This window comes from Bacteroides sp. AM23-12 (assembly GCF_003434395.1).
In the GTDB taxonomy this organism is placed as follows: Bacteria; Bacteroidota; Bacteroidia; order Bacteroidales; family Bacteroidaceae; genus Bacteroides; species Bacteroides thetaiotaomicron.
This window is the reverse complement of sequence record NZ_QTLF01000026.1, coordinates 1-20,819: the sequence shown is the minus strand read 5'-3', so window position 1 is coordinate 20,819 and position 20,819 is coordinate 1. Positions and strand designations below refer to the sequence as shown.

At 41.2% G+C, this 20,819-nt stretch carries 17 protein-coding genes; 9 read left to right on the top strand and 8 right to left on the bottom strand.

Annotation, left to right across the window (positions count from 1 at the left end; all coding sequences use genetic code 11):
• Window positions 1-37: 37 nt before the first annotated feature.
• Both DW640_RS17810 and DW640_RS17805 read right to left on the bottom strand, forming a co-directional pair.
• On the bottom strand, window positions 38-2,971 hold the full coding sequence (locus DW640_RS17810) for an ATP-binding protein (protein WP_233525454.1): 2,934 nt from the start codon (window positions 2,969-2,971) through the stop codon (window positions 38-40).
• Between the two features lie 656 nt (window positions 2,972-3,627).
• Window positions 3,628-4,155, bottom strand: a complete 528-nt coding sequence (locus DW640_RS17805; RefSeq protein ID WP_008765001.1) for a DJ-1/PfpI family protein — start codon at window positions 4,153-4,155, stop codon at window positions 3,628-3,630.
• 167 nt (window positions 4,156-4,322) lie between these two features.
• Here DW640_RS17805 and DW640_RS17800 point away from each other — a divergent pair, with 167 nt between their 5' ends.
• On the top strand, window positions 4,323-4,670 hold the full coding sequence (locus DW640_RS17800; protein WP_008763033.1) for a helix-turn-helix domain-containing protein: 348 nt from the start codon (window positions 4,323-4,325) through the stop codon (window positions 4,668-4,670).
• A gap of 45 nt (window positions 4,671-4,715) precedes the next feature.
• Here the strand turns inward: DW640_RS17800 and DW640_RS17795 are convergent, their stop codons facing one another.
• Together DW640_RS17795 and DW640_RS17790 are read right to left on the bottom strand one after the other, a co-directional pair.
• Window positions 4,716-6,950: a DPP IV N-terminal domain-containing protein gene (locus tag DW640_RS17795; RefSeq protein WP_022471474.1), complete on the bottom strand. Its 2,235-nt coding sequence runs from the start codon at window positions 6,948-6,950 to the stop codon at window positions 4,716-4,718.
• Window positions 6,951-7,248: 298 nt separating this feature from the next.
• A complete protein-coding gene (locus DW640_RS17790; RefSeq protein WP_117578782.1) occupies window positions 7,249-8,229 on the bottom strand; it encodes a linear amide C-N hydrolase in 981 nt (326 codons plus the stop codon).
• Window positions 8,230-8,481: 252 nt separating this feature from the next.
• Here DW640_RS17790 and DW640_RS17785 point away from each other — a divergent pair, with 252 nt between their 5' ends.
• The gene (locus DW640_RS17785) at window positions 8,482-8,925 is read left to right on the top strand and encodes an N-acetyltransferase (protein WP_008765003.1); all 444 of its coding nucleotides are present in this window, start codon (window positions 8,482-8,484) and stop codon (window positions 8,923-8,925) included.
• A gap of 537 nt (window positions 8,926-9,462) precedes the next feature.
• Here the strand turns inward: DW640_RS17785 and DW640_RS17780 are convergent.
• Window positions 9,463-9,930, bottom strand: a complete 468-nt coding sequence (locus DW640_RS17780; RefSeq protein ID WP_061473156.1) for a macro domain-containing protein — start codon at window positions 9,928-9,930, stop codon at window positions 9,463-9,465.
• 203 nt (window positions 9,931-10,133) lie between these two features.
• On the opposite strand from DW640_RS17780, the gene DW640_RS17775 reads away from it, so the two are divergent.
• Window positions 10,134-10,415 (top strand): DUF2089 family protein, encoded by a 282-nt coding sequence (locus DW640_RS17775; RefSeq protein ID WP_008763038.1) that lies wholly within the window; start codon window positions 10,134-10,136, stop codon window positions 10,413-10,415.
• The gene (locus tag DW640_RS17770) at window positions 10,415-10,999 is read left to right on the top strand and encodes a hypothetical protein (RefSeq protein ID WP_061473155.1); all 585 of its coding nucleotides are present in this window, start codon (window positions 10,415-10,417) and stop codon (window positions 10,997-10,999) included. Before DW640_RS17775 ends, DW640_RS17770 begins: the two co-directional genes overlap by 1 nt.
• Before the next feature lie 124 nt (window positions 11,000-11,123).
• Here the strand turns inward: DW640_RS17770 and creD are convergent, their stop codons facing one another.
• The 3 genes from creD to DW640_RS17755 are packed head-to-tail and all read right to left on the bottom strand — an operon-like array spanning window position 11,124 to window position 13,400.
• Window positions 11,124-12,479, bottom strand: a complete 1,356-nt coding sequence (gene creD / locus DW640_RS17765) for a cell envelope integrity protein CreD (RefSeq protein ID WP_074858740.1) — start codon at window positions 12,477-12,479, stop codon at window positions 11,124-11,126.
• A gap of 24 nt (window positions 12,480-12,503) precedes the next feature.
• Entirely contained in the window at window positions 12,504-12,800 is a 297-nt protein-coding gene (locus DW640_RS17760) for a transcriptional regulator (protein WP_008763041.1), read from the bottom strand.
• On the bottom strand, window positions 12,801-13,400 hold the full coding sequence (locus DW640_RS17755) for a hypothetical protein (protein ID WP_187323744.1): 600 nt from the start codon (window positions 13,398-13,400) through the stop codon (window positions 12,801-12,803). It lies immediately after the preceding gene.
• Between the two features lie 202 nt (window positions 13,401-13,602).
• On the opposite strand from DW640_RS17755, the gene DW640_RS17750 reads away from it, so the two are divergent.
• The 5 genes from DW640_RS17750 to DW640_RS17730 all read left to right on the top strand — a co-directional run bounded on the left by DW640_RS17750 (window position 13,603) and on the right by DW640_RS17730 (window position 20,748).
• On the top strand, window positions 13,603-14,043 hold the full coding sequence (locus DW640_RS17750) for a MarR family winged helix-turn-helix transcriptional regulator (protein WP_061473169.1): 441 nt from the start codon (window positions 13,603-13,605) through the stop codon (window positions 14,041-14,043).
• Window positions 14,024-15,343: a TolC family protein gene (locus DW640_RS17745; RefSeq protein WP_117578781.1), complete on the top strand. Its 1,320-nt coding sequence runs from the start codon at window positions 14,024-14,026 to the stop codon at window positions 15,341-15,343. The genes DW640_RS17750 and DW640_RS17745 overlap by 20 nt, the downstream gene beginning before the upstream one ends.
• Window positions 15,344-15,355: 12 nt before the next feature.
• Complete coding sequence (locus tag DW640_RS17740; RefSeq protein WP_008765010.1) at window positions 15,356-16,423, top strand: HlyD family secretion protein; 1,068 nt, start codon at window positions 15,356-15,358, stop codon at window positions 16,421-16,423.
• The gene (locus DW640_RS17735) at window positions 16,420-18,024 is read left to right on the top strand and encodes an MFS transporter (RefSeq protein ID WP_199610416.1); all 1,605 of its coding nucleotides are present in this window, start codon (window positions 16,420-16,422) and stop codon (window positions 18,022-18,024) included. The genes DW640_RS17740 and DW640_RS17735 overlap by 4 nt, the downstream gene beginning before the upstream one ends.
• Window positions 18,025-18,156: 132 nt before the next feature.
• Window positions 18,157-20,748: a hypothetical protein gene (locus DW640_RS17730; RefSeq protein ID WP_117578780.1), complete on the top strand. Its 2,592-nt coding sequence runs from the start codon at window positions 18,157-18,159 to the stop codon at window positions 20,746-20,748.
• Window positions 20,749-20,819 lie beyond the last annotated feature (71 nt).

The window sequence follows — 20,819 nt, the reverse complement described above, 5'->3', positions numbered from 1 at the left end:
ATATTCGAACTGCAAAGATAGTAAGGAAACACATAAGTCATAGCAATACAATACGTTTTTGCATGATATCTGTCAGTTGCGCCTTCAACTGACGGGCATTGATAGGTTTCGGCATATACCCGTCAAAACCACTTTCCATCACCCGTTGCTCGTCTGAAGCATATGCAAAAGCCGTAATGGCGATAATCGGTACTTTGGCAGAGTACTTGCGGATTTCTTTGGTTGCTTCATATCCATCCAGGACAGGCATATTGATATCCATTAATATAATTTGTGGATTATGCTCCTTGAACATGTTTACAGCTTCCTGACCATCCCAGGCATGAAGCAGATGATAATCATATTTTAGAATAGATTCGAACAACTTATAATTGCTTTCATTATCTTCAGCAATCAAAATTACCAGCTTATCCTTTTCTATGGCAATAGGTTGTATGTCCTTTGGAAGGCTCTTCTTAACAGTCTCTGCTTGCTTGTAAGGCAAAGTGAACCAGAATGTAGAGCCGTTTCCTTCTTCTGATTCTACCCCGATTTTACCTCCCATGTGTTCGACAAGTGTCTGGCAGATTGAGAGTCCTAAACCCGTACCTTGTGCAAATGAATTTAATTTGACGAAACGTCCAAAAATACTTTTTTGCTTATCTTGAGGAATGCCGCAACCTGTATCAGCCACATAGAAATATAATTCATTGTTCTGACGTTTGTATCCAAATCGGATACTACCTTGAATGGTGAATTTTATGGCATTCGTCACCAGGTTAATAATTAACTGAGATAACCTGTTCTTTTCTATATGTGCGAAACATGGTTCTTCAGGAGCTACGAATTCCAGTTTGACAGCATCCGACTTAAGTTTCAGTTGACACATGTTTTCCAGGTCTTTCATTAAATCATTGATTTCAACATTGGAATAGTGCAGGTCCAATGTTCCTGCTTCTATTTTTGATAAATCAAGGATATCACTGATGAGCTGCAATAATAACGTATTATTGTTTTCAATGATACTGACATATTCTTGTTTTTCCTCTTCTTCTTCGGTGGATGCCAATATACCGGAGAAACCGACGATAGCATTTAGAAGAGTACGAATTTCATGACTCATGTTGGCAAGGAAAGCAGACTTCAGCCGATTGGACTCTTCGGCACGGTTTTTGGCATTAATCAGTTCCATCTCCATTTTTTTTCGTTCAGTGATAACGAGTGAGGAGCCAACAAGAGTCAATGGGTTGCCATTTTCGTCCCGCGTTTCAACGGCTGCTTGGGCTTCCACCCATTCTATCCTATGAAATCCTTTTTGTGTGCTGACTACGCGATATTCTTCTTTTACTTTTTCCGAATGACCGTCTATTAAGTTCTGATAAGCTTGTTCTACCCGTTTCCGGTCTTCCTTAAATATCTTGGAAAAATAGTGATAGTCGGGTACTGCCAGTTGTTCTTCGGCAACGTCTTTTCCTTGTGTGCTAAGTTCTATCGGTTTGTTGATGTCGCATAAAATTGTTTTACTTCGCAAATCCCATTTCCATGGCACGATATTAGCTACGTCAAGTGACATGGCGAGTTTGTTGTTGATAGTGCTTAGCTTTTGTTGTGCCTTATGGAGCTCTGTGCTGTTCAGGCAAAATACATCAATCATATTATTTTGCCGGTTTGCTTTAAGTACTATATCGTAGAAGGTATCTATTTTTTTGAAATAGTAGGGGAATGTTATTACTTTATTTTCTGATAAGGCTATTTGAGTGAAGTGCAGGAAGTCCGGCATTGATTCTGGAAATATTTCACTCGCTTTTTTCCCGACAACTTCTTCTTTGCGGAAAAAGTTTTTCTCAAAATGCGCATTCACATTGCGGTAAATCAGTTCTACGGGAATGCCATTTTTATCAGCAAGCACTTCTTCCTGCATATAGAGAATGGGCATGTTATTAACCAGATTCTTATAATTTGTCATTGCGTCAATTTCTTTTTGCTGTGCTTTTTTGATGCTATTCAGGCTATGGATACGATAAAAGAATACGATTGCCAGTAATATCATAAAAGACAAGGTACCCATAATGAAATATTTGTTCTGTTTCCAGAATCCAAGCGGTTTATTCAGAAAATGTGTGTTTGGAGGACACATGGAAGGAGAGAATCCTTTACGGAGTAATATCGTATAGTTGATAATAGGTGCGCCATCTGATGGCATATAAAAGGGAATTTCTCTAGCCGGCTTTCCTGTAAGTATTTCTGAAATGGTATGAATTAATTGCTGGTTATAGTGTTTTTGGTCATAAGTATAACCACCTATCATGCCACCGTTTTCTTCTGTTATATCAGCCATATTAAGGGTGAAAATTGGAGCTGTAGTTGTTACGATAAGTTTGTGAGCATTGGTAACTAATGAAGTATTACCTGCAAATGTCGTTTTGTAGAACCAGGAAGCAAATAAAATTCCGGTTGTATTCGGATCAACATGATACAATGAATCCAATAATTGGTTCGTTGTCATTTTTTGTGGCGTGATGTACTGGTATTCAATATTAGGATTTATGGCTTTTAACTTTGTCTGTATTTCCAAATTATTGGTCTGATTGATTTCTCGCTCGTCACCGATAAATATGAATTTCTTCATATCAGGGATTATGTGAGAAATCAGTTGGATATTTTCCCGTAAATAAAGGTTTGAATATAAAAGTACCAGATTGTAGGGATCGGCAAGTTGGGAGATCGGAACACGCTCCGCTTGTGTAACTGGTTGTTTGTAGATGTAGGTGTCTTTAGGACCTATAAACTTTTCTTCCGAACAGAGTACAATAGGAATGTCTCCCCAAAGCTCTCTATATTCATCACGTAGTAATAGAGAAGGGTTTCCCAATAATATTAGCAGCCGTGGGCGATGATGCTCGTATTTTTGAGAGATCATATTCTTGAATTCTCCTAAAATCGTATCGTTATCGATCATTAAAGTATTCATATGTTCCGCATATAATGCCAGTTTTGGGTTCTTTTGAACCTACTCCGATACGGTTGAAATCATCCTGTTACTCCAAGGAGAAGATTCTGCATAGGAATTGATGCATAAAATATAGTTTGAAATATCTATGTGGTCTCTTTGTGCTAAAATAGGAGTAATAGATATGAAACATAGAAAAAATGCTAGCACATATTTTTTCATATTCATGAGAGTATGATGTTTGTGTTCGATATATTATTTATTGATTTGATACGGGCAAAAGTACTAAAAACAATCTGAAAAACGATGGCATCCAATTAAAAAATAATAAAGTAGATGTATTGCTCAAGGAATTTCGAATCCGACCTTATACGGATGTGTAAACCAAAAATATGTAGGTGTACGAAAAAGGATGCACTTGTTTTTATCAATAATTGGCCTATTGTTGTCTGTTTTTATTAATGAATGAAGCTGCAATATTTGCTTGTTAAAAGCAGAATGCGTAAATTGTTGATTATGAATGTTGTATGGGTGACTGTTTTTTCCTTTAAAACCAACGGCTCGTTGGTTTTAAAGGAAGGACCCGTTGCACACCGAGGAACGGGCCGTTGGTTTTAAAGGAACGAATGAGTTTATTATTCAATTGTATGAATAATTCTTTTTGTGTGTGGATTTATTCCTTTCTATACTTTCCGGCATTATTTCAATGCTTCTATGACTTTCGGCAACATTGTCCAGATCGTATTCTCATCTTGTGCAGTAAAGAAGTTGCCATCTATCTCAGATTTTTCATCCGTGGCAATTCCGTTTTGAATGGCAGGTTTGGCCAGCGGATGGACAGCGACTTTTTTACCTTTTGTTATACCTGTAAAGTCAAACATCATTGCACCGGCACAGTGTCCGATCATCATCTTTCCTTTTTCTCCGAAAGTCTTGATGACTTCCATCAAGTCCACATTGTATGGCTGGTTTGCATACTGCTGGAATACAGGTACTGCATCTCCACAGGAGAATACAAGTGCATCAAATTCGTCTTCATGCCCTTTTAGATTAGCAATCACATCATCTACTATTAGGACCATTCCTGAATTGGTTTTGATCTCTTTCGTATCCGATACGGCAAATACTTTATAGGAAATGCCATTTTCGAAAAAGGCTTCCAAGTATTGGAATAAACCACAACCATTTACCGGATTCACTGCTAAAACTGCTACTTTCTTTGCCATAATCATAATTATTTAAATGAAACAATAGTTATTTTTAGTAAGTTTATTACTTTTGTGATGCAAATGTATCTACCTTAATTGAAAAATACAAGAACGAACCTCAGAATAAGGTAGTTACATGGAAGTAACTATTGTTGAAACTCAGTATAATACAAAACGTTAAAAAGATGAAAAACTTTCACCCGACAGGGAATTGCCCCGTAAGAGATGTCATAAGCCGCTTGGGAGACAAATGGTCGATGCTGGTACTGATAACTTTGAATGCGAATGGTACGATGCGTTTTAGCGATATTCATAAAACGATAGAGGATATTTCACAGCGGATGCTGACTGTTACTCTTCGTACGCTCGAATCTGACGGTTTGATTGAACGGAAAATATATGCGGAAGTACCTCCCCGTGTAGAGTATTATCTGACAGATACAGGAGGAACTTTGATTCCGCATATTGAAGGATTAGTAGGCTGGGCTTTGGAAAATATGGATACGATTCTGGAGCATAGAAAAAGTAACTGACCGGATTATGAATAAAGTAGTGGATACTGTTCTACAAAGTATTCACTATTTTATTTCATTCCATTTCGGCGGAGTTGTATTTAATAGATTGCGCACGAAGAAGTCGTAGCGTTTATGTTCACCGAAACTTTCTCCCATAGTGTGGTGAGCACCGGGAATAACCACTAACTCAAAATCTTTATTGGCTTTGATCAACGCATTTGCTACCTGCATGGTAGAAGCCGGATCTACGTTATCATCCATTTCACCTACTACCAGCATTAACGGGCGACTGAGCAAGTGAGCATTCTCAACATTCGATCCTTCTTTATATTGTTCACCAACCGGATAACCCAGCCATTGTTCATTCCACCATATCTTATCCATACGATTGTCATGGCAGCCACAGGCAGAATATGCTGCTTTATAAAATTCGGGATGAAACAGTACTGCTGTCATTGATTCCTGTCCACCTGCGGAACAACCATAAATTCCGACACGATCTATGTCCATATAAGGGTACTTTTGGGCAGCGGATTTTATCCAGGCAATATGATCGGGCAATCCGGCATCTTTCAGATTCTTGTAACATACGTTTTCGAAAGTGCGTGAACGGAAAGAAGTTCCCATCCCATCTACCATGACAACAATAAAACCGAGTTCGGCAATACCACTCATAAAGTAGTTATAAGGAATAAAGGTTTTGGGTACGTATTGATTACCCGGTCCTTGATAGATATACTCCAAAACGGGGTATTTTTTGTCAGGATCAAAATTGCTGGGACGAATGATGATTCCCCACATATCCGTTTTTCCGTCACGACCTTTGGCGGTGAATACTTCGGGAGCTTTCCAGCCTTCAGCTTCCAGACGACTGATATCAGCCGTTTCAAGTGGCATGATGACTTTTCCGTTTTTGGCATCCCGGAGTACGGCTACAGGAGCTTTGTCTACCATAGAATATACATCAACTAAATATTGCATATCTTTTGAGAACCATGCATTATGCATTCCTTCTGTCGGAGTGAGACAAGTGAGATTCTTACCGTCGAAGCCGATACGATAATAACGGATCAGGTAGGGATCTTCTTTAGCTTGTACGCCATTTGCCGAGAAATAAATAAGTTGGTTGGTTTCATCTACCCGGAGGATATCACGTACGTACCATTCGCCTTTGGTTATCTGACGAATAGGCTGGGCTGTAGTACGGTCATACATATACAGGTGATTCCAGTTGTCACGTTCACTCATCCATATCATTCGTTTTCCATTTTGTAAATCATGTCGGAAACGACGGGAATAATTAACGTATTTGTCGCTTGTCTCTTCTATTAACGGGCGTACCTTTCCTGTTGCGGCAGAAAATTCCAATACCCGGTAGACCTGATGTCCGCGCTGATTGTATTCGAAAGTGATGGCTTGACTGTCGCTGTTCCATTCGGGGGCCGTAATGTAATATTGTTGAGAGAATAAATCTGTCGATGGAATCACACTGTGTCCTGTTTCCACATCGTATATGCAGGGTATCTTAAACGGAAGTTCATCGCCCGGTTTGGCATACTCTTGTTTGTGGAGTTTGGGTTGAAGCTGATCGCTTGGGGAGGATTCCACATAATATACATAGCGTTTTTCTACCGGACGAATCTTGCAGGAAGCGACTTTTTTGCTGTCGGGAGACCAGCGGATATAGGCTGAGTAATAATTTCCCAAAGTACCGTCCAGACTTAGCTGTTTTTCTTTTCCGGTAGCTGTTTCTTTTACATATATATTATGATTCTTAATGAATGCTGTATATTTCTTGTCAGGAGAGGTGACGGGAGCAGCCGTCTTTTCATCATCTGTTTCCATCCAGTGGCGTTGTTTGCGTGGAGTGGGCAGAGCACCTTCATCTGTCAGCTGATTTTTGTCGATGACATACATCCAGCGATGATTGTTGAAAACGAAATGTAGCGTATCCAGTCCGTTGTTGACAGACAGACGATCCAGATAAAGAGAAGTGGCTTCTATTTTGCGTCCCGATGCCTCACTTAAAGCTGCTGCCACGAGTTTGTGGTCAAACAAGTCTTTTCTGTTTTGAGTGTCGGCATCCACTAATACATAGATACGTCCGTCGGGAGTATTTCGTACATACCAGAAATAATGCGTTTTACCAATCCACTCCGGATTGACATTGGAATAGAATACTTTGTTTGCACTGAATTTTTCTCCTGCTGAGTAAGCACGACGGTAATCTTCTATAGTACCTTGTGCGATGGCTATGTTTGTGCAGAAAAGCATGGCTGCTAATAGTAGGTTTTTCATGGCTCGTTAATTAATTTTTGCCAACAAAGTAAACGATAATAATAAGAGAAAACAAGTGCATTGTATTATTTTTCTATTGATTTGGATGATTGTTTGATTCTTTAGTACACCTTTAAATTGGAGAATGACTACTTCCTTGAAATGGAAGTCAGTGGTGTGGTGCGTGAATAGTATTCGGAAATATTTTGTTGTATTATACGGAAGAAGCTGCTCAGGAGTTTTCGGGAACAGTATATGTTCCCGAAGACGTGGAGAAAATACTTCTCTGATATATGTGATGCAGCAAGCTGCTATCAATTTATCCCTTTACGCCCATAAATTTGAAAGGCAGCGCTGTTTTAAAATTCTTGGCTGTATTTCCATGATACATCTCTCCATTGGCAATAGACAGTTTGAACACCGGAGCCCCTTCCGATAAATCGAAATCTTTCAGATTTACCCAAAAGGTATTCGGAGTCAGACTTGATTCGAAAAAGTATCTCAGGTTCTTGCTCTCCGAAACGGTTCTCCATTGCGTAGTGGAAATCTCGGGACTTTCGGGAGTGGATATCCCGTAAGGAACAGAAGCATTGCGTACAACACTGAATACACTGGCAACAGCTATTCTTTCATCATCGGTCTCGGGCAATGCGTTGATGTAGAAGCTGGCTCTGGCAAAGCGGTCGGCAGCGCAATTCGTACCGGGCAGAAAGCTCAGTCCTCCTATCGATTTCCAGTATTCGCTCAGTGCCAGTTGCTTGTTGTAAGTAGGAGAGTTGGTCATAACCTTGTATTCCTTACTGTGATATACCGTGAGTTTCCCACCGATATATTCAAAAATGGCACAGTCACCTGTAGCATCCGAAATAGATAAATGTAAAGTAGCCAACCGGGAACCGTCCGGCATCATATCCGAAACGACCTGAAAGGTATCTTCGTCAATGTATGCTACGGCTTCTTCTACGGTGGCAAAATTGTCCAGCATATATTGCACCCAGGCTGTAATGGCAAGTCCCGGTTTATTCTTATCTCTTACGGGGTATTCGGTTTCGGGCAACCAAAGCAGATTGGCGACCAATCCTTTCTCATTCATACCGTCCGTACTGGCGATCTCGAAAGCGGAAGTCACTACGCTACCGTATCTGGAAGTCCATTCCAGCGAGTTCTCTCCGGTTTCTCCGTTCCGTTTCATCCCTCTGGGAAACACCCAAAGGTTGCTGTGCATATCTGTTTTCCAGTCCATAGAACGACCGGTTGCTACCATACCATTGCTTCCTGAATAAACGACTCTCGTACACATAATTTCGATTTTTAGTTATAGGTTTATTATTGGTTATTCATCTGTGAGATGCAACCTGTTCGGAATTCTGTCACAGAACTATCAGTCACGATAGTGACAAGTTAACAAGAATATGCCCTTAAAGTTCAGCGTTTGTATTGATAGTGCGAGATTGCTGAGCCGGTTTTTCAAGATATACTTTCGGGAAATTGTTTATCAGGTGAATTTTTATACCTTTGCAAGATACTGATGAAAGGTTCAAAGTTTTAAAATATGGAGATAAAAAAAGTAATTTCGGATAAAAAAGAGTTCTTGGAACTGTTGCTTTTGGCTGATGAACAGGAGAGTATGATCGACCGCTATCTGGAACGTGGCGATATGTTTGTCTTGTATGATAACGGATTGAAAGCGTGCTGTGTCGTAACTCGTGAAGGGGAAGGAATTTATGAAATCAAGAACATAGCTACGATCTCTTTTTTCCAGCGGCAGGGATATGGAAAACGCTTGATTCAATTTTTATTTGATCATTATCGGGGGAAATGCTCAGAATTGCTGGTCGGTACAGGCGATGTACCTTCTACGCTTTCTTTCTACGAACATTGTGGCTTCACCATTTCCCATCGGCTAAAGAATTTCTTTACCGACAATTACGACCATCCTATGTACGAAGACGGCAAGCAACTGGTGGATATGGTATATCTGAAAAAGACATTTTAGTATTTGCTTTGTGATGGAGATGGATATAAATCGGTTGGTGAAAGAGTATGGAAGCTATTAAAAGAGATTTAGGTTATCCGATTGTGTGGATGGAATAATAGAACTGTATGTTTATATTATCAATAGAAGAGCCCGTAATATTGATAGTTTCTTCATCTAAAAAGAAAGGTCTATTATTCTTACATTTATTATTCCCGTTATTAATAAACGCAGTTTCAGTTTCTAATAAACTTTTTGCACGTTTATTAGAAACGGTATCCGAGTTTATTAAAAACTATTTTTTGAGTTTTGGAAGAAAATATAAAATGAATTAAGCGGAAATATAAACAAAATGGGGCAATAATCATCCGACTATTGCCCCATATCATGGTTGCTCTGATATAAAGATATATCAGTTTATGTGTGTGCTATGTATCTATTTTTTTAATAAAACTCATTCTTTTTTAGTTTTCTTTCCTCAAAGATACAACATTAAAAGCCGTTTGTCAAGTGTTTCATAAGAAAAGCGGATTATTCACCGAATAGCTCTGATTTTATTTATAAATCATATACGGTTACAGCTATTTCTTTGGTGATAAGCTCTTCTTTTATGATTTGCTCCATAAGTTCCCACTTGCCACCTGCCAGTCCACAGCCAATACGGGGCATATGTACACTTGCCTTGTGGTCAATTGCAAACAGGGCTACCTCCTTCAAACATTGCCGAACAGCGTCATAACGGATGGGAGGGAGTCCTTTACTGTCTTTATAAATGCCATGTTGTCCTATCATATTGGCGACATATAACTCATTTTCAACATTTACAAACTGTACAGCTCCCAAAGTAAATTCTTCCTGTGATTTGTACCACTGGCGATAGGCTTCTTCCGGCATTTTCCATTTTTTAGAAAGTGCCAGTACAAACCCTTTTCCCCATCCTCCGATATCGTTGCAAATATGAGTAATCACTTTGACACCTAAACCAATCGGTGCTGTGGCATCTCCTTTTATATATAGTATTTCCATCGTTTTATCTTTTTAATCAAAGCAAAGATAGAAAAAAACAGAGATATGGTGAATAATAATGGAAAGTTCTTCTTTGAATGAATATAAAAATGATTATAATTAAATCAATAATGAATAAAATTAAATTCTATATTAATATTATTGATGTAATCGTTTGTTTTATTCGAATTTATCTCTACTTTTGCATCATAAATGAAGATGATATGAATGAAGTAAAGAAACGGTTACCATTGCAATGTCCATCCTGTGATGCTCCATTGAAAGTAGGACGGTTGTTTTGTGAAGAATGCAATACGGAAGTTTGTGGCAATTTTGAATTGCCTTTACTGGCGCGCCTGTCGGAGAAAGAGCAGCAATTTGTTCTTGATTTTGTAAAGTCAAGCGGCAGTTTGAAAGATATGGCAAAGAACATAGGAGTCAGCTACCCTACAGTTCGGAATATGTTGGACGATATAATAGATAAACTAACTAAAATGGATATGTGATGAAAAACAAAGTAAAATTAATAGTGAATCCGTTTATTCGGATTGCAGGTGGTCAAGCGTTGATATGGGGCTTTCTGGGCTTAATAGTATCTACCTTATTGTGTTGGATATCGGGTTATCATTATCATGGTTTGCTTCATTTTGGACCGGCCCCCAATCCGGCTTGGTGGTGTTATCTGGCGGAACATCTGATTGTGTGGCTGATTCCTGCACTGCTCTTTTATCTGGGAGGTCTTTTTCTGTCTCATTCCCGCATTCGTGTGATAGATGTACTGGGTACTGTTTTGTTTGCTCAGCTGCCGTTGTTTGGAATGAATCTGATCAGCCTGTTGCCGGCCATGCGGATGATGTCACAAATGAACATGAATATGTCTCCCGAAGAAATGCTGGCACAGCCTTATTTTATCCTGGCAATGATTCTTACACTGTTGGGATTGCCGTTTCTGATACTTACTTTGATTTGGATGTTTAATGCCTTGAAAGTGTCTTGTAACTTGAAACAATGGAAGTTATGGACAGTCGCACTTATAGGAATTATTGGTGGTGACGTCTTGTGCCGGTTCCTGATAGGATGGTTGTATTAACGGCTTAAATATAGTGACACTATCCCGTCACGATAGTGTCACTATGTCTCTGTGATAGTGTCACTATAACGAGCGGATAGTGACACTATTTTCAATCATGGTAATTATTACACCATAATTAATTTTACTCATTGAACCAGTCTATCTTCTTGGAGAAATACATTACCATTGCCAAAATGATAAATAGTCCCAGACTGCCTGCTAATAATGCAAAGGTTTCCAGTTGAATCAAAACGAAGATATAAAGGTAGAGTACACTTAATAGTCCGGACATGATCAATGACGGTTTCTTCTTTTTGGTGATTCCCAACATATATCCGCCAACTAATATAATAGTCAGTGCCGCAGATAACAAATAAGCAGGATTAAAGCCGATATGTTCGGAGAAGGAGAGCAGCAGACTATAGAACAGGCAGAGTGCTAAACCTACCAATAAATACTGTAACGCATGAATACGGGTTTTATTCATGATTTCAGTGAAGAAAATGACACCGAACGTCAGCAGAATAATCAGAATAGCATATTTGGCTGAACGCATGGACTGTTGATACTGCTCTACCGGTATTTTGAAGTTGACGCCGAAACTGGAGTTCTCAATATCCTTGATATTGGTATTGTTGTAATTCACCAGAACCTGCGAATAGTTGCGGTTCAGATTCAGTACCTGCCATTGTGCCGAGAATTCTTTTTCTGTAATCTCGCGGTTGTTGGGCAAGTAGTTTCCTGTAAAACTTGGAGTATTCCAGTTGGCTTTCAAATCAACACGGGTCGTTTTACCCAATGGGATAAAGTTGATGGACTGCGAACCTTTCAGCTTGATTTTAATCTCATAAGGCAGTTTCTTGTTCTTCTTCAGATCGGATAAGTCGGTAATGGCGTGTACTCCCGTAGCGCCTATCCCTCTGTTATCCATTCCCGGTTCAAAGACGTAAACTGAATCTCCCAGCGTGATACTGATCTGTTCGCTGATGCCCCGCATATCCGTCAGGTTCAGGCAGATGGCAGCTCTGTCAAATTGTAGTTGTTCCATATCCACCCTGCTTTTTATCAGCTCTTCGGGACTGAATAAACCTTTCAAAGTCAGTTCCGACTGATACACGTTCACTTCATAAATACTTCTTTTGAGTATTTCGGTTTTCAATTGTCCATTGACCAGAAGTTCGTCCGGAAACAAGAAAAGGTCCTTGATTGATATCTTCTTTTCCCCGTTGTTCTCTGTCGTTACCGGATACTGGATATTCAGATAGGGACCGGTAATGGTTTGGGCAAGGCTCCATTTCTCGCTTACCTCATTAATTGCTTCTTCCTGCGTGCGTCCCCGCTCGGAAATAAGATCTTCGATCATGAACATCGGTATCATCAGAAGAATGATTAATCCTCCGATAATGATGACCTTGATTGTTTTAGAGAAGCGGCGGAGGCATCCCAGCGGTTGTTGTTCCTGCACTTGCTCAGTTGATTTTTCATTGAAACCGTCCATAAGATAATAGTGTTTAGTGAATTATTATGTTGACTTTAGAAAATTCTCCAGGGCTTCAATATGAGATTTGAAGGCTTCTCTGCCTTGCTTTGTGGCCCGGAAAACAGTTCGCGGTTTTCGTCCTACAAAGCCTTTGCTGCATTCGATGTAGCCGAGTTCTTCCAGCGCACGGGTGTGGCTGGCCAGATTGCCGTCTGTCAGTGAGAGTTGTTCTTTCAGAAAATTGAAATCAGCTTCCTCATTGACCATCAGAACAGCCATAATTCCTAGCCGGACCTTACTCTCGAATGCCTTATTTATATTTTGAAATGCTTCTATCATTTATGACTGCTTTCTTTCGTAATGTAAATAGAACAGTATTCCATAGAGGATATGAAATCCACCGAAACCTATCGTCCAGAACAGTAAGGCGTGGCCTTCCCAAAAACTATCTATGACTCCCAGACAGATAAAAGCGTATCCCAACCAAGCTATATTGGCATAGGTAAATTTAGAAACATTGACCAAAGTCAGTCCATAGAATAAAAGCATGACCGAGGATAAAATGTCATAATATCCATGCAGCAGCAGAGAAATACATAAAGCGCCTCCGGTCAGCATCGGAAGTGAAAAATTCCATAATGCCCGATAGGTCAGCTTGCTGAAAAATTTTTGTCGCAGCTTTTTGGACTTGTTGTAAGACAGTATGCCGGCAGTGACGGCGGCAGCTGCCAATACAAGGATGGCCACTATAATCATCAGCTTCAAGGCTGTGATTAATGTTGTGTCCGGGGTAACAAAGCATGTGGCGATGTATGTACCCGCTAGTGCGTAAACTCCGGCCATGATAGCCGCTAATCCACTGATCGAGATAAACTTGGAGGACTTTTCCATCAACTCTTTTATCTCATTTACTGATTCTAATGCTTTATCTTTATTCATATAAAAAGTACTTTGTGATGCAAAGTAAAATAAAAGATTTCAGATGAACAAAGATTCTGCTCATTTATTTTGAAAATTAGAGATTAGTGTGGGTGAATGGAACAATTTATAGAGTTGTTTTATACGAAATTAGTCAAACATTTGACTAATTCGGTAGAAATACATACCTTTGCGCCCGAAAAAGGTAAAAAGTACTTTTATGATAAGAGAAGGAGCAGAGTTTAGAGAACTCATGCTACAGGTTTTCCGTACCCGCATGGCTTTTCGTAGGTCGATGCAGCGGACACTGAGAAAGAACAACGCAGGTATCACATTCGAAATGCTTCAGGTACTGAGCTGTTTATGGCATGAACAAGGCATTAGCCAGCAAATATTGGCTGAACGTATCGCAAAAGACAAAGCATGTCTGACCAATCTGATGAACAATCTGGAGAAGAAAGGGTATGTCCACCGGAAGGAAGATCCGGCAGACCGCCGCAACAAACTGGTTTATCTGACTCCGGAAGGAGAGGAGTTTAAGGAACAGATTCGTCCCATACTGGATCAGGTTTATGTATACGCGGAACAGGTGATTGGCATAGAAAGCATTGAACTCATGTTATCGGAATTAAAGAGAGTATACGATGTTCTTGAAAACGTATAGGGTATATCTGATGGGGCCGCTCTGCCTGATGTTCGCCGGTCAGCCGGCAAAGGCGCAGACGGATTCTTTATTTCTTTCCGTAGACCAGCTTTTCGAACGGGGGGTGCAGCATAGTTTGCAGCTTCAGGCGGATGCGCTCAAAGAAGCCATGGCACAAGAACGGACACAGACGGCACGCACATCATCACTGCCCGATCTGCAAGTGGGATTGAAAGGAGGTTTTGTGGGACAGCCGGTCGTTTGGGAACGGGGATTGTCCGGCCCGACATATCCGGATATTCCGGACTGGTCACAGAATTACGCCATCGACTTTTCCCAACCACTGTATCAAGGTGGCAAGATTCGGAGGACTATCCGTAAGGCAGAGATGGAAAAACAAGTTGCCGAGTTGCAGACATTAACAGACCAGGCGGAAATCAAACTTGGTTTGCTGAACCAATACATGAATCTGTTCAGCCTTTTCAAGCAGCATGAGATATTGATGCGGAACATTGAGGAATCCGAATTACGCCTGCGGGATATTCGCCGGATGAAAAAGGAGGGGGTGATAACGAATAATGATGTATTGCGCAGCGAGATGCAGTTGACGAACGACCGTTTGTCTTTGCAGGAAACGGAAAATAGCATCGTACTCGTGTCGCAGCAGTTGGATATTTTATTGGGACAGGATGAGAACCTGTTACTGAAACCGGATACGACCCTACTGCATCAGGCAGTTGCTCTGGAAGCGTATGACGACTATATCACCCTTGCTTACACAAATGATCCGGCAATGAAATTGCTCAGAAAACAAACGGAACTTGCCCGGAACGAGATCCGGTTGGCTCAGTCGTTGTCTCTTCCCAGCATATCGCTGTATGCCTCAAATACACTGGCACGCCCTGTTTCGCGTACATTGGCGGATATGTACAACAATAACTGGAATGTAGGACTGTCGGTTTCTTATCCTTTATCCTCAATCTACAAAAACAGTCATAAAATAAAGGAAAGCAAACTGATGGTGTCTTTGCGTAAGAATGATGAAGAGCAGAAGATGCAGAGAATCCGTATGGATGTGCGCACTGCTTTTCTGCGGCATCAGGAAGCTTTGCAACGGGTAGAAGCCTTACAGTTGTCTGTCCGGCAGGCGCAGGAGAACTATCGTATTATGCAGAACCGTTATCTGAATCAGTTGGCTATTCTGACTGACTTGCTGGATGCCAACTCTGTCCGTTTGAATGTAGAGTTGCAGCTGGTCACTGCCCGCACTCGTGTGATTTATACTTATTATCAACTTCAGAAGGCTTGTGGTCGTCTATAATATATTAGGGTTATGGCAACATTAAAGGAAAAAAAACGGAAACTTAAAAAAATGAGAGCTCGCAACATCATATTAAATATGGTGTGTGTATGTTTGGCTGTCTCCGGGCTCTGGTGGACTATTACTTATTTTTGGCGTTACATTAACTACGAAGTGACCAATGATGCTTTTGTAGACCAATACGTTGCTCCGTTAAATATACGTGCTTCGGGATATATCAAGGATATCCGTTTCAAGGAACATCAATATGTGCGTCAGGGAGATACCTTGTTAGTGCTCGATAACCGTGAATATCAAATTAAAGTGAAGGAAGCCGAAGCAGCTCTGCTGGATGCGCACGGTTTGCAGGATGTTCTTCACTCAGGTATCGAAACTTCCCATACTAATATAGCCGTGCAGGATGCCAATATAGCCGAAGCGAAGGCGAAGCTCTGGCAATTGGAACAGGACTATCATCGCTTTGAACGTTTGCTGAAAGAAGAATCGGTGCCGGAACAACAGTACGAGCAGACCAAAGCCGCGTATGAAGCAGCTGAGGCACGCTATCAGGCATTAGTCGCACAAAAACAGGCTGCTTTGTCGCAATATGCGGAAACTAGTAAAAAGACAACCGGAGTTCAAGCCGGTATCTTGCGTAAAGAAGCGGATTTGGATCTGGCTAAATTGAACTTGTCTTATACGGTACTCACTGCTCCATACGATGGATATATGGGCAGGCGCACCTTAGAACCCGGACAGTATGTCCAGACGGGACAAACCATCTCTTATCTGGTACGCAACAAGGATAAATGGATTACTGCTAATTATAAGGAAACACAGATTGCCAATATCTATATTGGTCAGCAGGTGCGCGTTAAAGTAGATGCGTTGCCCGGGAAGATTTTTAACGGGGAAGTCACTGCTATCTCGGAGGCAACCGGGTCGAAATATTCTCTGGTCCCCACAGACAATTCCGCGGGAAACTTTGTGAAAGTACAACAGCGTATCCCGGTACGGATAGAGCTGGAGAATATCTCTACTGAAGAAATGGCACAATTAAGAGCGGGTATGATGGTTGAAACAGAAGCTTTGCGCAAATGATAACAATGAAAGAGTTGGGAGTACCCGTTCGTTCCTGGGTGCCCGATTGGCTGGGGTTCTGTTGCATTTTCATTGTAATTCTTCCGGTTACCATGCTGAATGGTTCGTATACCGGAAGTATGCTCGAAGTATCGAATACGCTTGGAACCAATTCGGAAGATATAACGATGGGATATTATGCGGCTTCGGCAGGCATGGCCATTGCTTATCCTATTATTCCTAAAGTGCTGGCAGCCGTTTCGGTCAAGTTTCTCTTGCTGATAGACTTGCTCCTGCAGTTCTTTTTGAGTTGGATTTGCGCCCGTTCGCAGAATGCCGATATTCTGATAGCCTGCAGTTTTGCTATCGGCTTTCTGAAAGGTTTTCTGATGTTATGGTTTATTCGTTATGCACAGAAGATTTTCAGTGCGAAGAATATCCGTAGCGAGTTCTATTCCTATTTTTATCCATTGGTGTATGGGGGCGGACAGGCCTCCATGCTGGTCACTGCGCAATTGGCATATCACTATAACTGGAAGTATATGTATTACTTCATGATGCTTTTGATTCTGGTTTCTATTCTGTTTGTTATCATCTGCTTCCGGCATAACCGCCCGATTAAATCGGTACCGTTATCCGATTTGCATATTCGGGAGATGTTTATCATTTCGGTAGGGTTGCTGATGCTGATTTACGTCATCAATTATGGGAAAGTTCTGGATTGGATGGCTTCTGCCAAACTTTGTGCTTATATTGTAATTTCCCCTATACTGATTGCATTATTTATCTGGATTCAGCACCATTCGAAGAATCCCTATGTTAGTCTTGCCCCTCTGTTTCAGCCTAAAGCAATCATCGGATATTTCTATATGATGCTTGTTATGTTTTTCAGTACATCCACCACATTATTGACCAATTACCTGAGCATCATCCTGAAAGTGGACAGCACGCATACCTATTCTCTTTATATCTTTTTGCTTCCGGGGTATGTAATCGGAGCTTTTATCTGTTTCTGGTGGTTTCGTTGGCAACGTTGGCGCTTCCGGTTTCTGATAGCGGGCGGAATGAGTTGTTTTGTTATTTTCTTTGGTATTCTATATTTTGGCATTGCGCCGAACAGTACGTATGAAATGTTATATATGCCCATCTTTTTCCGCGGATTGGGTATGTTGACTTTGATTATAGCCTTTGCCCTGTTTGCCGTAGAAGATTTGAACCCGAAGTTTTTGTTGTCGAATGCTTTCTTTCTGATAATCTTCCGTTCGGTACTGGCACCTATCATGGCTACTTCTTTTTACAGCAATATGCTGTATCGTCTGCAACAGAAATATATATATTCTTTGTCGGAGACTATCACGACTGCCGACCCGCTGGCTGCGTCCCGTTATACTCAGTCTCTGAATAATGCGCTTGCACAAGGACACAGATATGATGAAGCGGTACAGATAGCTACCCATTCTCTTTATGGAACTTTGCAGGAGCAGAGTCTGTTGCTTGCACTGAAAGAAATATTAGGTTATCTGTTGGTGATATCGGTCATAATAGCTGTTATCTCGCGTTTCATTCCGTTTCATAAGACGATTCGTGTTACATTTGCCAAGACGGGAGATGATATGGTATAGCATATAAAAATGAGTAAATCATCCCAATTTTTCAATTCTTTTTCCTATATTTGGCTGGTAATCACTGGAGAACAGATTCTCTCCGGAGTAGGACAGATCTAATCTTAAACACGAATTTGAAATAGATGAATTATGATGAACAGGGCTATCCTCGTCTTACTATTCCTCTTGTCGGCACTGCCATTTTCTTTGCAAGCCCAGATGCCGGACAGTATCGTTCGTAAATTATCGGGCTATATTGAAGCAGTGCAGAATTTCGGAGAAATGCTGCCACAGGAAAAAGTCTATTTACATTTCGACAATACCAGTTATTATCAGGGAGACCCTGTTTGGTTTCAGTGTTATGTTGTGACATCCGAACTGAACCGCCCGTCGGATTTGAGTAAAACCCTTTATGTCGAATTGTTGAATCCGGGTGGGGAAGTCATAGCGAAACGTGTATTGCCTGTTAGGAACGGCCGTTGCCACGGTAGTTTCGAATTAACACAACTACCTTTTTATTCCGGTTTTTATGAGGTTCGTGCCTATACGAAATATATGTTGAACTTTGGAGAGGAGGTTATTTTCTCCCGGGTTCTTCCGGTATTCGATAAGCCTCGGGCAGCTGGTGATTTTAAAGAGAAGAACATACAGAAATATGCTGTTTATAAATATCCGCAGGTACGGAAAAAAACGGCTAAGGAGAAAAAAGTCAATCTGAAGTTTTTTCCTGAAGGAGGAAATTTGGTCGAAGGCATTCCTTCCCGCGTTGCTTTTGAGGCAACGGATGCCTATGGAAATCCGATCGCACTGTCCGGAACGGTTATCAACCGGGAAAAGAAAGAAATCGCCTCCTTTGCCACTGTACACGAAGGACGTGGCACCTTTGTGTATACTCCTACGAACGGAGAGAATCATAAGGCTGAGGTGGAGTTGAATGGCAAAAAGTACCGTTTTGATTTGCCGGAAGCCCGGTTGCAGGGATATGTCTTGCAAGTTGATAATCTTTCTTCGGAAGACAGTATAGCAGTCAGTGTACAAAAGAATCCGCATACACCGGAGTCTGTCTTAGGCTTAGCTGTGCTTGGTCATGGGAAACTGCTTAATTATTGTCTGTTGAACATCCGGAAAAATACACCTGTCTCTTTCAAACTTGACAAGACGGAATGGAAGGCAGGGGTGGCACAGATCGTATTGTTTGATACAGCAGGACAGATTATTGCCGACCGCCTTATCTTTATGAGAAAACCGGAGCCATTGACAATCAGTGTCCGGAAAAACAAAGAGGATTATCAGCCGTTTGATCGTGTCTTATTGGACTTTTCAGTACGTGACACGGCGGGTAAGCCTGTGTCCGCTCCGATATCAGTATCTGTGCGTGACGGATGGGAAGAAGTGGAAAGCCGGCATTCTATGTTAGCGGACTTATTGTTAATGTCTGAGATTAAAGGCTACGTTCATCGTCCGCTCTATTATTTCGAAGCGGATGATAAAGAGCACAGAACAGCTTTGGATCACTTGTTGTTGGTGCAGGGATGGCGGCGTTATGCATGGAAATACGAGTCGGGGGTGGAACCGTTTGAATTGAAGTACATGCCCGAACAAGGGATTGAAGTGCATGGACAAGTTGTTTCATTTGTTAGAGGTAAGCCTAAACCAAATATACAAGTCTCTTCTTTTCTGGCGAAGCGGGGAGATGAGGAAACTTCGCCGGGAGCGCTTTCTCTTAACCTGTTTGAAACAGACAGTGTGGGACGTTTTGCTTTTATTACCGATATTATTGGCAAGTGGAATCTGATTCTTTCTGTGATGGAGAAAGGTAAGCGGAAAGACCACCGGATTGTATTAGACAGAGTCTTCAGCCCTCAACCTACACAATATCCGCTGGGAGAAATGCAGATAAGCCTGTCCGGCAGAGATAAACCGGGAGCAGAACAGGAACTACAGACAGATACTGTGATTGGTGATGATATCGATTATAATCGTTTTATGGATGCTTATGAAGATTCTCTGTCAAAACGGGGTATGAGAGAGAAAAATCACCGTTTGGGTGAAGTGGTGGTGAAGGCTAAGAAATGGAGTCGTGAGAAGGATATTTATGAAAATCGTTCGAAGTCGGTTGCTTACTACGATGTACCTTCGGAGATGGATGATATTTTGGATAAGGGAGGTTATATCGGTGAAGATATCCACGAGCTACTTGTCCGTATGAATCCCAATTTCATACGCAGGTATAGTGGTGGTGAGGAATGGTTGCAGTACAAAGGTCGCTCTCCCTTGTATGTGATAAACTATAAACGAACGGAGGCTACTGAAATAGATCAGACCCGATACCGGACACTTCGCCTGGTGGCTATCAAGTCTATTTATATCAACGAGGAGTTATCGGCAAGATGTCGTTATGCTGACATCCGTATGTCTCCGATGGATGTAGATGAAATATATGGTTGTGCTGTTTTTATTGAAACCTATCCGGAAGGAGAGATTCCCGTAAAAGGAGGCAGGGGAGTCAGAAAAACTTGGTTGGATGGCTATAGCGAACCTGTAGAGTTTTATCATCCCGATTATTCTGTTCTTCCCAAAGAAGAGGACTATCGCCGCACATTATACTGGAACCCGGAAGTGATGCCGGATGAAGCAGGGAATGCTCAGGTGAGGTTCTATAACAACAGTCGTTGCCGCAGGTTAAAAATAACGGCTGAAATGATTTCTGCGGATGGGGCTATTGGCATGTTTAACGAGTGATATAAAAAAAGAGGGTGTTTTGATACATTTACATTTGCAGTATTAAATATCACAACAAAATATAAGTGTAT

Coding starts and splice junctions, on each gene's coding strand:
- DW640_RS17805 (WP_008765001.1), bottom strand. CDS start 4,155: ATGGCAAAGAAAGTAGCAGTTTTAGCAGTGAATCCGGTAAATGGTTGT.
- DW640_RS17800 (WP_008763033.1), top strand. CDS start 4,323: ATGAAAAACTTTCACCCGACAGGGAATTGCCCCGTAAGAGATGTCATA.
- DW640_RS17795 (WP_022471474.1), bottom strand. CDS start 6,950: ATGAAAAACCTACTATTAGCAGCCATGCTTTTCTGCACAAACATAGCC.
- DW640_RS17790 (WP_117578782.1), bottom strand. CDS start 8,229: ATGTGTACGAGAGTCGTTTATTCAGGAAGCAATGGTATGGTAGCAACC.
- DW640_RS17785 (WP_008765003.1), top strand. CDS start 8,482: ATGGAGATAAAAAAAGTAATTTCGGATAAAAAAGAGTTCTTGGAACTG.
- DW640_RS17780 (WP_061473156.1), bottom strand. CDS start 9,930: ATGGAAATACTATATATAAAAGGAGATGCCACAGCACCGATTGGTTTA.
- DW640_RS17775 (WP_008763038.1), top strand. CDS start 10,134: ATGAATGAAGTAAAGAAACGGTTACCATTGCAATGTCCATCCTGTGAT.
- DW640_RS17770 (WP_061473155.1), top strand. CDS start 10,415: ATGAAAAACAAAGTAAAATTAATAGTGAATCCGTTTATTCGGATTGCA.
- creD (WP_074858740.1), bottom strand. CDS start 12,479: ATGGACGGTTTCAATGAAAAATCAACTGAGCAAGTGCAGGAACAACAA.
- DW640_RS17760 (WP_008763041.1), bottom strand. CDS start 12,800: ATGATAGAAGCATTTCAAAATATAAATAAGGCATTCGAGAGTAAGGTC.
- DW640_RS17755 (WP_187323744.1), bottom strand. CDS start 13,400: ATGAATAAAGATAAAGCATTAGAATCAGTAAATGAGATAAAAGAGTTG.
- DW640_RS17745 (WP_117578781.1), top strand. CDS start 14,024: ATGTTCTTGAAAACGTATAGGGTATATCTGATGGGGCCGCTCTGCCTG.
- DW640_RS17740 (WP_008765010.1), top strand. CDS start 15,356: ATGGCAACATTAAAGGAAAAAAAACGGAAACTTAAAAAAATGAGAGCT.
- DW640_RS17735 (WP_199610416.1), top strand. CDS start 16,420: ATGATAACAATGAAAGAGTTGGGAGTACCCGTTCGTTCCTGGGTGCCC.
- DW640_RS17730 (WP_117578780.1), top strand. CDS start 18,157: ATGATGAACAGGGCTATCCTCGTCTTACTATTCCTCTTGTCGGCACTG.